The sequence below is a fragment of the Nonomuraea sp. NPDC004580 genome, from assembly GCF_040609855.1.
Lineage (GTDB): Bacteria > Actinomycetota > Actinomycetes > Streptosporangiales > Streptosporangiaceae > Nonomuraea > Nonomuraea salmonea.
Genome location: NZ_JBEXLH010000025.1, coordinates 75233 through 90679, shown reverse-complemented (window position 1 = coordinate 90679; position 15447 = coordinate 75233). Strand labels below are relative to the sequence as shown.

12 protein-coding genes and 1 pseudogene are annotated in these 15447 nt (G+C 70.8%); 6 read left to right on the top strand and 7 right to left on the bottom strand.

All coding sequences use genetic code 11. The features are described 5' to 3' along the window. Positions 1-115: 115 nt before the first annotated feature. The 5 genes from ABZW11_RS25030 to betA all read left to right on the top strand — a co-directional run bounded on the left by ABZW11_RS25030 (position 116) and on the right by betA (position 6680). Positions 116-1171 (top strand): glycine betaine/L-proline ABC transporter ATP-binding protein, encoded by a 1056-nt coding sequence (locus ABZW11_RS25030; protein WP_355421396.1) that lies wholly within the window; start codon positions 116-118, stop codon positions 1169-1171. Then, positions 1168-3084, top strand: a complete 1917-nt coding sequence (locus ABZW11_RS25025) for an ABC transporter permease subunit (RefSeq protein ID WP_355421393.1) — start codon at positions 1168-1170, stop codon at positions 3082-3084. Before ABZW11_RS25030 ends, ABZW11_RS25025 begins: the two co-directional genes overlap by 4 nt. After that, the gene (locus ABZW11_RS25020; RefSeq protein ID WP_355421391.1) at positions 3081-4052 is read left to right on the top strand and encodes an ABC transporter substrate-binding protein; all 972 of its coding nucleotides are present in this window, start codon (positions 3081-3083) and stop codon (positions 4050-4052) included. Before ABZW11_RS25025 ends, ABZW11_RS25020 begins: the two co-directional genes overlap by 4 nt. A 67-nt stretch (positions 4053-4119) precedes the next feature. Next, entirely contained in the window at positions 4120-5058 is a 939-nt protein-coding gene (locus ABZW11_RS25015) for an ABC transporter substrate-binding protein (protein ID WP_355421388.1), read from the top strand. Continuing rightward, a complete protein-coding gene (gene betA / locus ABZW11_RS25010; RefSeq protein ID WP_355421385.1) occupies positions 5055-6680 on the top strand; it encodes a choline dehydrogenase in 1626 nt (541 codons plus the stop codon). Before ABZW11_RS25015 ends, betA begins: the two co-directional genes overlap by 4 nt. Positions 6681-6682: 2 nt before the next feature. On the opposite strand, the gene ABZW11_RS25005 is transcribed toward betA, so the two are convergent. Together ABZW11_RS25005 and ABZW11_RS25000 are read right to left on the bottom strand one after the other, a co-directional pair. Continuing rightward, positions 6683-7264, bottom strand: a complete 582-nt coding sequence (locus ABZW11_RS25005; protein WP_355421382.1) for an ABC transporter permease — start codon at positions 7262-7264, stop codon at positions 6683-6685. A gap of 14 nt (positions 7265-7278) precedes the next feature. Then, a pseudogene (locus ABZW11_RS25000) lies at positions 7279-7512 on the bottom strand (ATP-binding cassette domain-containing protein); the annotation flags it as partial. A gap of 39 nt (positions 7513-7551) precedes the next feature. Here ABZW11_RS25000 and ABZW11_RS24995 point away from each other — a divergent pair. Further along, positions 7552-8319, top strand: coding sequence for a TetR/AcrR family transcriptional regulator (locus ABZW11_RS24995; protein WP_355421379.1), 768 nt, complete (start codon positions 7552-7554; stop codon positions 8317-8319). A gap of 28 nt (positions 8320-8347) precedes the next feature. On the opposite strand, the gene ABZW11_RS24990 is transcribed toward ABZW11_RS24995, so the two are convergent. The 5 genes from ABZW11_RS24990 to ABZW11_RS24970 form a co-directional block, all read right to left on the bottom strand. Next, positions 8348-8929 (bottom strand): ATP/GTP-binding protein, encoded by a 582-nt coding sequence (locus tag ABZW11_RS24990; protein WP_355421376.1) that lies wholly within the window; start codon positions 8927-8929, stop codon positions 8348-8350. Beyond that, positions 8910-9272 carry a DUF742 domain-containing protein gene (locus tag ABZW11_RS24985; RefSeq protein ID WP_345397859.1) on the bottom strand — a complete coding sequence of 121 codons (363 nt, stop codon included), beginning with the start codon at positions 9270-9272 and terminating at the stop codon, positions 8910-8912. Before ABZW11_RS24985 ends, ABZW11_RS24990 begins: the two co-directional genes overlap by 20 nt. 26 nt (positions 9273-9298) lie before the next feature. Beyond that, complete coding sequence (locus tag ABZW11_RS24980; protein WP_355421373.1) at positions 9299-9721, bottom strand: roadblock/LC7 domain-containing protein; 423 nt, start codon at positions 9719-9721, stop codon at positions 9299-9301. A gap of 21 nt (positions 9722-9742) precedes the next feature. Further along, positions 9743-12982 (bottom strand): nitrate- and nitrite sensing domain-containing protein, encoded by a 3240-nt coding sequence (locus tag ABZW11_RS24975; protein ID WP_355421370.1) that lies wholly within the window; start codon positions 12980-12982, stop codon positions 9743-9745. A gap of 133 nt (positions 12983-13115) precedes the next feature. Continuing rightward, positions 13116-15341 (bottom strand): [protein-PII] uridylyltransferase, encoded by a 2226-nt coding sequence (locus ABZW11_RS24970; protein ID WP_355421367.1) that lies wholly within the window; start codon positions 15339-15341, stop codon positions 13116-13118. Positions 15342-15447 lie beyond the last annotated feature (106 nt).

Below are 15447 nucleotides of genomic sequence, written 5' to 3'. Positions count from 1 at the left end.
TTGCTCGTTCCAATCGCGTAACGCGACCGGCGCGCAGTGATCTCCGGAAGGTCACGCCGTTGAGAATCACGCTATTCACCACATATGTTGAGCCACGTCAAACGAGGAGGCGAGGGTGGGAGATTCTCCCGGCAACGCGGCAATCACCGTTGCGGGCCTTTGGAAGATCTTCGGGCCGAAGGCGCAAAAGGTGCTGGACAGTGATGACAGACATCTGGCACCTGCCGCGCTCAGGGAGAAGACCGGCTGCACCGCCGCCGTCCGCGACGTGAGCTTCGAGGTACGCCCCGGCGAGGTCTTCGTCGTCATGGGCCTGTCGGGCAGCGGCAAGTCCACCCTCGTCCGCTGCCTCACCAGGCTCATCGAGCCCTCCGCAGGCCGGGTGACGATCGCCGGCGAGGACATCGGCGCCGCCTCCCCCGCCCGCCTGCGCGAGATCCGCCGCCACCAGGTCAGCATGGTCTTCCAGCACTTCGGCCTGCTGCCGCACCGCAAGGTCATCGACAACGTGGCGTACGGGCTGGAGATCCAGGGCGCCGCGAAGGCCGGCAGGCACGCGCGGGCCGCCGAGATCCTCTCGCTCGTCGGCCTCGACGGCTACGCCGACGCCTACCCCGACCAGCTCTCCGGCGGCATGCAGCAGCGCGTCGGCCTGGCCAGGGCGCTGGCCGTGGAGCCCCAGGTGATGCTGTTCGACGAGCCGTTCAGCGCGCTCGACCCGCTGATCAGGCGCGACATGCAGGCCGAGGTGATCAGGCTGCACCGCGAGGTCGGCAAGACGATGGTCTTCATCACCCACGACCTGTCCGAGGCGCTCAAGCTCGGCGAGCGCATCGCGATCATGCGGGCGGGCTCGATCGTGCAGCTCGGCACGGCGGAGGAGCTCGTGGGCGCGCCGGCCGACGACTACGTGGCCGACTTCGTCCGCGACGTGCCGCGCAGCCACGTGCTGACCCTGCGCTGGATCTGCCGCGACCCCGAGCCGGGCGAGCCGCTGGACGGGCCGGAGCTTCCCGTCACCACCGTCATCAAGGACGCCATCGGCGTCGCGTCGGGCTCCTCCCGCCCGATCAAGGTCGTGGACGGCGACGAGCTGGCCGGCGTCGTGGACCGGGTGGACTTACTGGGCTTCCTGGCCGGTCAGGACCCCGCCATGAAGGCGCCGGCATGAGCAGCACGGCCGTCACCACGCCCTCCGGGCTCGGCCTGCCGAGGTGGACGGCCCCCGCCGGGGTGGCGGTGCTGTTCGTGGCGGCGTACCTGGTCTTCCGAGGCTCGGGGACGCTGCCGCACGACAAGGAGGCGCCGCAGTTCCTCGCGGTGACCGAGCTGCGCGAGTGGATCGACGACCACCGCAACGACAACCCGCTCTTCCTGTACTTCCTCAACTACATCAGGCTCCTCGTGGGCCAGCTCTACACCCTTTTCCAGGCCACCCTGTACGCGCTCGGCTGGCCCGGCATCACCGGCGTCATGGGCGCCCTGGCCTGGCTGGCGGGCGGCTGGCGGATCGCGCTGCTCGCGGTCGGCGGGGTGAGCGCGTTCGGCGTGCTGGGGCTGTGGGAGTCGAGCGTCGACACGCTGGCCCTGGTCGGGGTGGCGGTGCTGCTGTCGCTGGCGATCGGGATCCCGATCGGCGTGTGGGCGGGCCTGTCCGCGCGGACGCGACGGGCGATCACCCCTGTGCTCGACGTCATGCAGATCATGCCGACGTTCGCCTATCTGGCGCCGCTCGCGCTGTTCTTCCACATCGGGGCGCCCGCCGGGGCCATCGCCACGATGATCTACGCGATCCCGCCCGCCATCCGCATCACCGCGCTGGCGATCTCGTCGGTCTCCCCCACGGCGGTCGAGGCGTCCACCTCGCTGGGCGCCACCAGGCGGCAGACGCTGTTCAAGGTCTATCTGCCGCTGGCCAGGTCCACGATGGCGCTGGCCATCAACCAGACCATCATGATGGCGCTGTCAATGGTGGTCATCGCGAACCTGATCTCGGCCCCCGGCCTGGGCGGCGACATCATCCGTGGCCTGTCGCGGGCGCAGGTCGGCATCATGCTCCCGGCCGGCGTGGCCATCGTGATCATGGCGGTGATGCTGGACCGGATGATGATGGCGGTCGCCCGCCGCGACGCGCACGCCAGGCTGCGCAGGACCGACCTCGTCGGCGCGGGCGTGCTGGGCGTGGCCGGGCTCGCGCTCATCCCCCTGCTGCCGCCGATCTGGCCGGAGAGCCTGACGGTGAACGTCGTCGCCGAGGTCAACGCGGCCGTGAGCTGGGCCGAGACGAGCTGGTACCCGGTCACCACGTTCATCAAGGACGTCACCTCGCACGCGCTGCTCAACCCGCTGGAGTCGCTGCTCACCGCCGCGCCGTGGTGGCTGGTCGCGCTCGCGGTGCTGAGTCTCGCCTGGCGGGTCAGCGGCACGCGCCCTGCGCTCATCGCGCTGGCCTGCCTGCTCGGCATCGCGCTGCTCGGCGTGTGGGAGCACACCATGCAGACGATGACCACGGTCGCCGTCGCGGTGCTGGTCACGCTGCTCATCGGCCTGCTGCTCGGCGTGGCGGCGGCCCGCTCGCCGCGCTACTCCGCCATCCAGCGCCCGCTGCTGGACGCTGCCCAGACCATGCCCGCGTTCGTGTACCTGCTGCCGGCGCTCGCGCTGTTCGGCACCACCCGGTTCACCGCGATCTTCGCGTCCATCATCTACGCGGTGCCGCCGGTGGTGCGCCTGGTCGAGGACGGCATCAAGGGCGTGCCCGCCACCGTCGTCGAGGCCGCCACCTCGGCCGGCTCCACCTCCGGCCAGCTGCTGTGGAAGGTGCAGCTGCCGATGGCCAGGCGCGCCATCCTGCTCGCGGCCAACCAGGGCATCGTGATGACGCTGGCCATGGTCGTCGTCGGCGGTCTGGTCGGGGCGGGGGCCCTCGGCTACGACGTGGTCGCCGGCTTCTCCCAGCGGACCGACTTCGGCATGGGCTTCGTGGCCGGCATCGCGACCGTGCTGCTCGGCGTCATGCTCGACCGCATCACGCAGGGCGCCGACACCAGGCGCCCGTCCCCCCGAAAGAGGAAGTTCACATGAAGATTCGCCTGCTCGCAGGCCTGCTCGCCTTGGGGCTCGCCGCCGGTTGCGGTGGGGCCACCGTGGAGACCTCATCCAGCGCCTCCGCGCCGGCGGCCGGGGCCAGCGCCTCCGGCGGGTCCGCCGGGACCGTGAAGATCGCCATCAACCCGTGGGTCGGGTACGAGGCCAGCGCGAACGTCGTGGCGTACCTGCTGAAGAACGAGCTGAACTACGAGGTGGAGCTGCCCGAGATCAAGGAGCAGCTGGCCTGGGAGGGCTTCGAGACCGGCGACGTCGACGTCATCATCGAGAACTGGGGTCACCCCGACCTGAAGAAGCAGTTCATCGAGGAGAAGAAGACCGCCCAGGAGGCCGGCTCGACCGGCAACAAGGGCGTCATCGGCTGGTACATCCCCAAGTGGATGGCCGACGAGCACCCCGGCATCACCGACTACAAGAACCTCAACAAGTACGCCGGCCTGTTCAAGACCTCCGAGTCGGGCGACAAGGGCCAGCTGCTGTTCGGCGACCCCTCGTACGTCAGCAACGAGGAGGCGCTGATCAAGAACCTCAAGCTCGACTACAAGGTCGTGGTCGGCGGCAGCGAGGCGGCCCTGATCAAGAGCGCCCAGCAGGCGCAGGAGCAGAAGAAGCCGCTGCTGTTCTACTTCTGGGACCCGCACTGGCTGTTCAGCAAGACCGAGCTGGTCCGGGTGAACCTGCCGCCGTACACCGAGGGCTGCGACGCCGACCCGAAGAAGGTGGCCTGCGACTACCCGGAGATGGACCTCGACAAGATCGTCAGTACGAAGTTCGCGCAGTCCGGCGGCAAGGCGTACGAGCTGATCAAGAACTTCAACTGGACCAACGAGGACCAGAACGCCGTGGCCGACGACATGACCAACGGCGGCATGACCGGCGAGGAAGCCGCCAAGAAGTGGGTCGAGGCCAACCCCGCCAAGTGGCAGGCCTGGATCCCCCAGTGACCCCCTCCTGACCCCCCATGACCGCGCGCCCGCTCGGCGCCGGCGCGCGGTTCCCGGAGACCTCATCATGATCCGAGTCAAGACGCTCGCCGGCCCGCTTGCCGCGGCCCTGCTGCTGACCGCCTGCTCCAGCGGTGAGCCCGGGACCACGGCCCAGGCCAAGGGGACCGTGAACATCGACGTGCACGGCTGGGTCGGGTACGAGGCCCAGGCGGCCGTGCTCGGCTACCTGCTGGAGCACGAGCTGGGCTACAAGGTCAACAAGCGGGCCGTGAAAGAGGACCAGTCCTGGCGGGATTTCGAGTCGGGCAAGGTCGACGTGATCGCGGAAAGCTGGGGTCACAACGACCTGAAGAAGGAGTACATCGAGGAGAAGAAGGTCGCGCTGTCGGCGGGGCTGACGGGCAACAAAGGCGTCATCGGGTGGTACGTGCCCGAGTGGATGGTCAAGAAGTATCCCGACATTACGGACTACCGAAACCTCAATAAGTACGCCGCCCTCTTTCGGACCGAGAAAACCGGAAATGCCGGACAAGTGCTCGACGGAGATCCGACATTCGTCACCAACGACGAGGCTCTCGTCAAGAATCTGGGGCTCAATTACAAGGTCGTCTACTCCGGCAGCGAGGCGGCGCTCATCAAGGCGGCACAGGAGGCGACGAAGAATCGGACGCCGCTGCTGATGTATTTCTACGAACCGCAATGGCTCTTCAGCAAGATCAAACTCGTCAAGGTCGCGCTGCCGCCCTACGCCGTGGGCTGTGACAGCGACCCGGCGAAGGTCGCCTGCGACTATCCGCCGTACCTGCTGGACAAGATCGTCAGCCGGCGGTTCGCGGAGACGGGCGGGCAGGCGTACGAGCTGGTCCGCAACTTCACCTGGACCAACGACGACCAGAACGCCGTGGCGAGCGACATGATCAACGAGCGGATGACCGCGGAAGAGGCCGCCGAGCGGTGGGTGCAAGAGAACAAGATCGTGTGGAAGGACTGGATTCCGCGTTGAGGTTCGACTTCGTCATCGTGGGCGGCGGGTCCGCCGGAAGCGCCCTGGCCAACCGGCTGAGCGCCGACCCCTCGACGTCGGTGCTGGTGCTGGAGGCAGGGCGTCCCGACTACCTGTGGGACGTCTTCATCCACATGCCGGCCGCGTTGATGTTCCCCATCGGCAACCGCTTCTACGACTGGAAATACGAGTCCGAGCCGGAGCCGCACATGGGCGGCCGGCGCATCTACCACGCCCGCGGCAAGGTGCTGGGCGGCTCGAGCAGCATCAACGGGATGATCTTCCAGCGCGGCAACCCGCTCGACTACGAGCGCTGGGCCGCCGGCCCCGGCATGAAGAGCTGGGACTACGCCCACTGCCTGCCCTACTTCAAGCGCATGGAGAACTGCCTGGCCGACCCCGGCAGCGACTTCCGCGGCGGTGAGGGGCCGCTCAGGCTGGAGCGCGGCCCGGCGCGCGGCCCGCTGTTCGAGGCGTTCTTCCAGGCCGTGCAGCAGGCCGGGCACCCCCTGACCGACGACGTCAACGGCTATCGCCAGGAGGGCTTCGCCGCCTTCGACCGCACCATCCACCGGGGCCGCAGGCTCAGCGCCGCCCGCGCCTACCTGCACCCCGTACGCCGGCGCGAGAACCTCACCGTCAGGACCCGTGCCTTCGTGGAGAAGGTGCTCTTCGACGGCACCCGGGCGATCGGCGTGCTGTGCGACGGCGAGCGCATCGAGGCAGGCGAGGTCATCCTGTGCGGCGGCGCCATCAACACCCCGCAACTGCTCCAGCTGTCGGGGGTGGGGCCGCGCGCGCTGCTCGAACCGCTCGGCGTCGAGGTCGTGCACGACCTGCCGGGCGTCGGCGAGAACCTCCAGGACCACCTGGAGGTCTACGTCCAGCACGCCTGCACCAAGCCGGTGTCCCAGCAGCCCTCGCTGGCCATGTGGCGGCGGCCGTTCATCGGGGCCGGCTGGCTGTTCCTGCGCGGCGGGCCGGGCGCGACCAACCACTTCGAGGCAGGGGGCTTCATCCGCTCCAACGACGAGGTGGCCTACCCCAACCTGATGTTCCACTTCCTGCCCATCGCCGTGCGCTACGACGGCACGGCCCCGGCCGGCGGGCACGGCTACCAGGTGCACATCGGGCCGATGTACTCCGACGCCCGCGGCTCGGTCCGCATCACCTCCGCCGATCCCCGGCACAAGCCCGCGCTGCGCTTCAACTACCTGTCCACCGAGCAGGACCGCCGCGAGTGGGTGGAGGCGATCAGGCACGCCAGGAAGATCCTCTCCCAGCCCGCCTGGGCGGACCTGGACGGCGGCGAGATCTCCCCCGGCCCGCGGGTGCGGACCGATGAGGAGATCCTGGCCTGGGTCGCCAAGGACGGCGAGACGGCCCTGCACCCGTCGTGCACCTGCAAGATGGGCACCGACGAGCAGTCGGTGGTGGATCCGGAGACCATGCGCGTGCACGGCCTCGACGGGCTGCGCGTGGTGGACGCCTCGGCCATGCCGTACGTCACCAACGGCAACATCTACGCCCCCGTGATGATGCTCGCCGAGAAGGCCGCCGACCTCATCCTCGGCAACACCCCGCTACCGCCCGAACCGGTGGAGTTCTACAGGGCCCACTGACCTCACCTGTCCAGCCGCTGGTAGAGGCGGACGGACAGCGTGAAGAAGACGACGGTGACGACGGCCGGCCAGACGAGAGCCATCAGCACGGCGTGCTGGGCCACCCAGGAGTCGCCGCCCCAGCCCGGGTTGCCGAACAGTTCCCTGGCCGCCGCCACCGTCGCCGACAGCGGGTTCCACTCCGCGACGGCGCCGAGCCAGCCCGGCATGGTGGCGGGGGCGACGAAGGCGTTGGACAGGAAGCCGATGGGGAACTCCATGGTCTGGATCGCCACCGCCGCCCCCGGGTCCTTGGTGCGCAGCCCCAGGTAGACGCCCGCCCACAGCAGCGAGAAGCGCAGGAACAGCAGCAGGCCGACCGCGCCCGCCGCGCCGGGGAGCGTCTCCGGGCGCCAGCCGACCGCCAGGCCGCAGAGCAGCAGGGCCGCCAGGATCAGGACCGAGTGCAACAGGTCGGCGACGGCCCGGCCGGTGAGCACGGCGGAGGGCGCCATGGGCAGCGACCTGAACCGGTCGGTGACGCCCTTGGCCGCGTCGGTGGTGACGGCGATCATGGTGGAGCTGAGGCCGAAGAGTATCGTCATGCCGTACATGCCAAGCCGCCCACCTCAGCGCACCCGCCCGAGGGGCGCAGGAGGGTGGTGAGGATGCGCACGGTGGTGCTCTTGCCGGCGCCGTTGGGGCCCAGCAGGCCGCAGACCGTGCCGGGGGCCACGTCGAGGTCGATGCCGTCGAGTGCCGCCTTCTCGCCGTAGGTCTTGCGCAGTCCCCGTACGCGTACCGCTGTCAAATGCCGCCTCCTCACTCCGCCGTACGCCGTACCGTACAGCATACGGTGGAGGAGGGCAAGCGTACGGTGTACCGTACGAAGGTGAGCGTTGAGTACTCGGGCAAGGGCGACCCGGCGCGCAGCCTCGCGCTGCTCTGGCGCACGAGCGAGCCGACCGGCCGCAAGGGCAAGCCGGAGCTGAGCGTCGAGCGGATCGTGCGCGCCGCCATTGAGGTGGCCGACGCCGAGGGGCTGCAGGCACTGTCCATGCGCCGGGTGGCCGAGCGGCTGGGCGTCGGGACGATGTCCCTCTACACGTACGTGCCGGGCAAGCCGGAACTCTTCGACCTCATGCTCGACACGGTCTACGGCGAGACCGCCAGACCGGCGGACGTGCCGGGCGGCTGGCGGGGCAGGCTGGAGCAGATCGCCAGGGAGAACTGGGCCCTCTACCTGCGCCACCCCTGGCTGCTGCAGGTGGCGGCGAACCGGCCGGTGCTGGGCCCCAAGCTCACGGCCAAGTACGACTACGAGCTGAGCGCGGTCGACGGCATCGGCCTGACCGACGTCGAGATGGACTCGGTGATCACCCTGATCACCGGCTTCGTGCACGGCACCGCCAGGGGCGCCGTGGAGGCCGCGCAGGCCGAGAGCATGACGGGGCTGAGCGACGAGCAGTGGTGGGCCGCGCACGCGCCCTTCCTCAGCCGCATCGCCGACACGGCGCGCTTCCCCACCGCCTCCAGGGTCGGGCAGGCGGCGGGCGAGGCGCTCAACTCGGCCTACAGCCCGGAGCACGCCTTCGAGTTCGGGCTCCAGCGCGTGCTCGACGGCATCGAGGCCCTGGTGAAGCAGCGAACCGGCGGCTGAGGCTCCAGCACGCCGGCTCGGTCGGGCTTCAGTAGGCGGCGGGCGCGGCGCGCAGGCGGACGACGTGCTCGACCAGCGAGATCAGCGTCGCCTTGACCGACTCGCGACTACGCGCGTCGGTGCGCACGATCGGCACCTGCGGCGAGAGCGCCAGCGCCTCCCTGACCTCGTCGTCGGAGTGCGGGAACTGGCCGTCCCAGCCGTTGACCCCGATCACGAAGGGCAGCTTGGCCTCTTCGAAGTAGTCGATGGCGGGGAAGCTGTCGGCCAGGCGGCGCGTGTCGAGCAGCACGACCGCGCCGATGGCGCCGCGGACGAGGTCGTCCCACATGAACCAGAACCGGTGCTGCCCGGGCGTGCCGAACAGGTACAGGATCAGGTCGCGGTCGAGCGAGAGCCGGCCGAAGTCCATCGCCACGGTCGTGGTCTGCTTGTTCGGGGTCAGGCCGAGATCGTCGATGCCCGCGGACGCGTCGGTCATCACCGCTTCCGTGGTGAGCGGGAGGATCTCGGACACCGCCCCCACGAAAGTCGTCTTCCCGACGCCGAAACCACCGGCGACGACGATCTTCGTCGACGTGAGGCCGGGGCTAGAGCCTGCGTAGTCCACTGAGCACCCTTTCGAGCATGTTGAGGTCTGGCTGTCCCTGGCTGAGGCGTGGCTGGTGCAGGCGGACGAGCCCTTCGTCTGACATGTCCGCCACGAGCACCCTGGCCACGCCCAGCGGGACGCGGAGCAGGGCCGAGATCTCGGCGACCGACCGGAACGACCTGCACAGCTGCATGATGGCCTCCTGCTCGGGGGTGAGCATGGCCATCTCGTCGTCCGGGATCGACATCGACGAGATCAACGTCTCCATCGCGAGGTGGTAGCGCGGCTCAGACCTGCCGCCCGTCACCGCGTAAGGACGGAACAGGGGCTCTTCTTCCCCGATTCCGTCAGCGCCGTACACGGCCCGCTCCCATCAGTTCCATCACATCACCGGGTCCTGGCGGCCTGCAGCTCCGCGCGCAGGGCCGGCGTCAGTGCCTGTCCAGCCCTGTCTACCAGCAACGTCATCTGATACGCCACGAGTCCCATGTCACAATCAGGACCCGCCAGAACCGTGAGCACCGAGCCGTCACTGATCGCCATGACGAGCAGCAGACCGCGCTGCATCTCGACCACGGTCTGCGTCACCGCGCCGCCCTCGAACACCCGCGACGCGCCCACGGTCAGGCTCAGCAGCCCCGCGGAGACCGCGGCGAGCTGGTCGGCCCGGTCCGGTGGGAACCCCTCGGACGCGGCCAGGCAGAGCCCGTCGGCCGAGACGACGACGGCATGGGCCACTCCGGGCGTGTGCCGGACGAAGTCGGTGATCAGCCAGTCGAACCTGTGGGCCTCACTGCTAAGGGTTGTCACGCATCCTCCCCGGCGGGACGCTTACTCACTCTTGTCCTCCTGTCCACGAATCTCCTGGCGACCCCTGCGCACACCCTGCTGGAAGCTGGCCAGCCTGCTGCGGATCCGGTCAGCGGAGACCGGAGGCGGCGGTGGTGCCTGCCGCTGCTGCTGCGGTGCCTGCGCGGGCCGGCTGCTCGCGGTGCCAGGCACCAGGTTGGCCTTGGGGGTGCGCTTGGGGAGCCCGGCGGCGGTGATGCCACCGAGGCTTGGCTCGGCGGCCGCTTTCGCCGCTTGCCAGCCGGCGTCCGCGGCCGTCCGCCACGCTTCCTCACCAGAGGGTACGGCGTGCGCGGCCGTGGGCTCTCCCGGCCCCTCCGCCGCCTCGCCCGGCGGCCTGCGGAACCAGGCCGACTCCACCGCGGCGAAGATCGGCAGGTAGTCCTCCCGCCCCTGCTCAGGCGGGGTGTCCGCCGAGGGGGCCGGATCGGGCGTACGCACGTCGTTGGTCGAGTAGGACGAGGGCGGCGGCGTCTGGAACGCGCCATTACCAGATGCGGCGGGAGGAGCGCCGGGGTACGAGGGGTAGGCGCCGGAGTCGTACGTCCCCTGACGCCTGCGGTAGGCGCCGCCGTCGGTGTCGGCGGTGAAGCCGTTGACCCCGGCACGACCAGGGTCGGAGGGGAACGATCCGTACGAGGGCCCGCTGTCGAACGACCGCGCCCCGGTCTCGGGCCCGGTCTGGGGCCCGGTCTGGGGGGCCGCAGGGCCGCCGTTCGCCGGAGGAGTCTGCGGCGGTGCGCCGTCGAAGGACCTCGGCCCCTGTCCAGGCGCGCCGTCGGACGAGCCGGGCGAGCGCCTGGGCAGGCCGCCCGGCCTGACCTGGCCACCATTGAGGGGCCCGTTGAGGGGCCCGTTCACGGGCCCGTTCACGGGGCGCGCCGGCCCGCCCTCGGCCGGACTGCCGGGGGCGCCGTCGAAGGACGGAGGCCCCTGCCTGCCGGGTCCGCCGTCGAACGCGGACGGGCTTTGCGGTGCGGGACCGCCGCCGAAGGCCGGGGCGCCGGGCCGCACGGGACCGCTGTCGAACGTCGAGGGACCCTGCCGCGCGGGGCCGCTGTCGAACGTGGCGGGTCCAGGCCGGTGTCCGTTGTCGAAGGAGCCCGCGCGGGGCCCCGCCGCGTCGAAGGAGTCGAAGCTGGCGAACGACCGGAACGACCCGTTCTGCACGGGCGCGCCCGCCTGCGACGGCACGGTCCCGCCACCGAACGCGGGCCGCTGCGGCAGCGGCTGCTGCTGGGTGCCGTCGGCGATCAGCGTCGGCGGCAGCAGCACCATGGCGATCAGGCCGCTGCCCTCGCCCTTGCGCAGCTGCACCCGGATGCCGTGGCGCAGTGCCAGGCGGCCGACCACGAACAGGCCCATGCGCCGGGAGACCGACACGTCCACGACGGGCGGCTCGGCCAGGCGGCGGTTGGCCTCGGCCAGCTCCTCCTCGGTCATGCTGATGCCGCCGTCGGTGACCGACAGCAGGGCGCCGCCGCCCTCGATGAGGCTGCTGGTGACGGTGACCTGGGAGTTGCTCGGGGAGAACTGGATGGCGTTCTCGACCAGCTCGGCGACCAGGTGGACGAGGTCGTTGGCGCAGCTGCCGAGCACGGAGGTGGCGCGGTGCACCCGCACCTGGACCCGCTCGTAGCCCTCGACCTCCGACAGCGCGGCGCGGACGACGTCGACCAGCTTGGCCGGCTGGCTGCGCCGGCGGGTGGCGTCGTGGCCGGCGAGGACCAGGAGGTTCTCGGAGTTGCGGCGCATGCGGGTGGCCAGGTGGTCGAGCTTGAACAGGTCGGCCAGCCGGCCGCCGTCCTGTTCGCCCTTCTCCAGGCCGTCGATGAGCGAGATCTGCCGCTCGACCAGCGTCTGGGTGCGGCGGGAGAGGTTGACGAACATCGAGCTGATGTTGCTGCGCAGCTCGGCCTCCTCGCCCGCCAGGCGGACGGCCTGCCGGTGCACCTGGTCGAAGGCCCTGGCCACCTCGCCGATCTCGTCGTCGCCGTCCACGGCGATGGGCTGCACCTCGCGCACGGAGGCGGGGTCGCCGCTGACGCGCAGCTGGCGCACCACGTCGGGCAGCCGGAACCCGGCCACCTCAAGCGCCTCGGTGCGCAGCCGCCGCAGCGGGCCGACCATCGAGCGGGCGATGGCCACGGTGAGCAGCAGCACGACCGCGAGCAGCGCGAGGATGAGGATGCCCGCGATGATCGCGTTGCGGATCTCCTGCGAGCGCAGCTCCTGGCTGCGCAGGTTCACCTTGTCCGCCAGGCCCTTCTCGATGCCGTGCAGCAGGTCGATGGCGGCGGTGTTGCTGTCGAACCACTCCTGCCGCTCGGCCCTGGCCGAGATCAGGTTGTCGACGATGCGGGCGCCCGGCTCCTTGCCGCTGACCAGCGCGATCGCCCGGGACTTGGTGAGCTGGATCTTGACGTACTCGGGCTTGGAGGCCAGCGCCTTGGACAGTTCCAGGCCGACCTCGACGCCGGCCTCGGCGCCCACGGTGGCGATGTCGCTCTGCTGGCGGGCGTTGGAGGCGATGAACTGCTCGACCTCCTTGGCGTCCACGCTCGCGGCGTCGTAGGACGCCTGCAGGAGCTGGACGCGCTGGCGGGAGATCTCCTCCTTGGCCGCGACGAGCGCGCTCAGGCCGCGGAACTGGCCGACGATCTGCGAGTCGTCGGACATCAGGGCCAGCTCGTCGTGCAGCTTGATCAGGGTGTCGGTGAGGAAGTCGTAGCGGATGGTGTTCTTCTGGCCCTCTTCCCTGATCTTGGGCAGCCGGCCGAGGTCGTACCTGACCTGCTCGGCGGCCTTGACCACGCGGGGGCCGTAGGACTCGTCCATGGTGTCGAGGTCCGCGCGGACGGCCTTGACCAGCGTGTCCACGGCGGCCTTGCGCTGGGCGAGCGGCGTGGCGAGCTTCTTGCGCATGGTCCGGCTCGCGCCGGCCCAGCCGCCTGTGTCGCGCTCCATCCCCAGCGCCTGCACCAGGTCGCGGATGCGGCCGGCCTGTTCGGCCGCGGTGGCCGTGCGGTCATAGACGGAGATGCTCTGGACCGAGCCCACCACCCGCGCTCCCCCGAGCACGACGGCGGCGATGGTCGGCACCAGGATGAGCGCGGTGAGCCGCCACCGCACCCGCCAGTTCCGCAGGCCGAGCCGCTGCAGCAGCCGCTTCGCGCGGTCTGGCCGCGCGGCCGGACCGCTGCCCGAATTCCCCGTAGTCACCGCTCCCGCTACCCCTCAATCGTCCCGTCCGCAACGGGTCGTCAGACCGTCCACAAGGTATCCGCAGCATCTGACTTAACAGGCATATCGGACACAATCGTTACAAACGTGACCGGTTGTCGTGTGTTGTTGGTTATCGCAGTGCGGCAAGGACTTGATCGCGGACTTGGGCCCTTTGCGCGTCGTCGCTGAGGGGGCGACCAGCGCGGTCCACAACGTAGAAGACGTCCACCGCCTCCGCGCCGAGAGTCTCCACGCGAGCGGCCCTCACGTCAAGACCGCACTCACCGAACGCCCGTCCAATGCGCCACAGGAGCCCCGGCCTGTCATGGGCCCTGACTTCGACCACCGTGGCGGTCGCAGAGGCGTCATCCACCAAGGTCACGCGGGGCGGAGCCACCGGTACGCGGGGCGGCCTGACCGCCCTCGCGCGGCGGGCCAGTCGTTGCTCTATGTCAAGACGGCCGGCAAGGACGAGACGGAGATCGGCTTCGAGGGTCGCGGGGTCCGGCGGGGAGCCGTACTCGGGGATGACGGAGAACTCGATCACCGCAGTCGAGCCGGCGGACGCCGACGACGCCGAGCGCACCACGAGCCGGTGCGCCGACAGCACACCGGCGGCGCTCCACAGCAGGCCCACCCGATCGGGCGCGACGACCGTGACCGCTCCCCCGTGCACCCGGACGGCCCCGCCTCCGTGGCGGGCGAGACCGGCCTGCTCGGGCGAGAGCGTCGGCGGCTTGGGAGGGGGCGAGCCGGCCAGCACCGAGCGCACCCGGCGGACCAGGTCGGCCACCAGGCCGGCCTTCCACGAGTTCCAGGCGGCCGGGCCGGTCGCGATGCCGTCGGCCACGGCCAGCGCGGCCAGCAGGTCGAGCACCTCGCGCGAGCCGACCGTGCCCGCGACCTTCTCGATCGTGACGGGGTCGTCGAGATCCCTACGGGTGGCGGTCTCGGGCAGCAGCAGGTGGTGGCGTACGACGGTGGCCAGCGTCTCGACGTCGGCGGGCGGCAGGCCGATGCGGGTCGCGATGTCGCGGACCACCACCTCGCCGGTCGCCGAATGGTCGCCCGGCCAGCCCTTGCCGACGTCGTGCAGCAGCGCCGCGATGAGCAGCAGGTCGGGCCTGGAGACCTCGCGGGTGTGGCTGGCGGCGTTGGCCGCGGCCTCGATCAGGTGACGGTCGACCGTGAAGCGGTGGATCGGGTTGCGCTGGGGGCGGTGGCGGACGCGCTCCCAGTCAGGAAGCAGCTTGACAAGGATGCCCGCCTGGTCGAGCTCCTCCCACACGGGCACGGCGGCGCGGCCCGCGCCGAGGATCGACACCAGCGCGTCGCGGGCCTCCTCGGGCCAGGGCACCGGCATCGGCGCCGACTGAGCTGCGAGCACGGAGACCGTCGCGGGCGCGAGCGGCAGCCCCGAGTCGGCCGCGGCGGCCGCGGCGCGCAGCACCAGGACGGGATCCCTGCGCGGATCGACCCCCCTGGCGAGCACGACCTCGCCGCCGTGCTCCACCACGCCGTCGGCCAGCGGGCGGCGCCCGCGTGGAGCCGGGCCTGACACCAGCCTGTCAACAGTGCGCCAGGTCGCGTCGAAGGCGTGGGAGATCGTGCGGCCCGCCTCGGCCAGCCGGCGCATCAGCGCCTCGGCGTCGAGCAAGCCGAGCAGCCCGGCCACCGCGTCCTGCTCCTGGAGCACCAGCCGGTCGGTGCCGCGGGCGGTGACGACGTGCAGCGCGTGCCGCACGTCGAGGATGAACTCGTACGCCTCGCGCGCCCGCGGTCCGGGGGCCGAGGCGACCCATGCGGCGGCCACCGCCTGCATGGCCTGGACGTCGCGGAGCCCGCCGCGGCCGTCCTTGAGATCGGGCTCCAGCAGGAACGCCAGCTCCCCGCTGACCTGCGCCCGCTGGTCGGCGGCCTCCCGCAGCTCGCCGAGCCGGCGCCGCGAGTCGGCCCGCCATTCGGCCAGCACCGCCTCCCTGGCCTTCCTGGTCAGGTCGGGGTCGCCGGCCACGTGCCTGGCCTGGATCAGGCCGAGGACCGCCTTGAGGTCCTGCCTGGCGACCGAGACGGCCTCTTCCACCGTGCGCACGGAGTGGTCGAGACCGACCGCCGCGTCCCAGATCGGATACCAGATCCGGTCGGCGATCCTCGCCACGTCGGCGCGGCCGGTGTGGAGCAGCACCAGGTCGAGGTCGCTGCCCGGCGCCGGCTCCCCCCTTCCCAGGCTGCCGACGGCGACCAGGGAGACCTGGTCGCCGTCGCTCGCCGTGCGGAAGAGATCCTTGAGCCAGCGGTCGGTGTCCGCGGTCCGCTCCTTGCGGGCCGCGGCGTACGAGCGGGCCTCTCCCCTCACTGCAGTGCCCCCTTGCAGAGCTCCGCCCGGACGCCCTCGTCCGGGCTTCGCCTCGAGTCCTTCCCCCTGTGAACCCCCCGCCGGACGTCGTCGGCCGGTCGGGCCT

Excerpts from the sequence above, each read along its gene's own strand:
- ABZW11_RS25025 (WP_355421393.1), top strand. The coding sequence starts at position 1,168 with ATGAGCAGCACGGCCGTCACCACGCCCTCCGGGCTCGGCCTGCCGAGG.
- ABZW11_RS25005 (WP_355421382.1), bottom strand. The coding sequence starts at position 7,264 with ATGACGATACTCTTCGGCCTCAGCTCCACCATGATCGCCGTCACCACC.
- ABZW11_RS25020 (WP_355421391.1), top strand. The coding sequence starts at position 3,081 with ATGAAGATTCGCCTGCTCGCAGGCCTGCTCGCCTTGGGGCTCGCCGCC.
- ABZW11_RS25015 (WP_355421388.1), top strand. The coding sequence starts at position 4,120 with ATGATCCGAGTCAAGACGCTCGCCGGCCCGCTTGCCGCGGCCCTGCTG.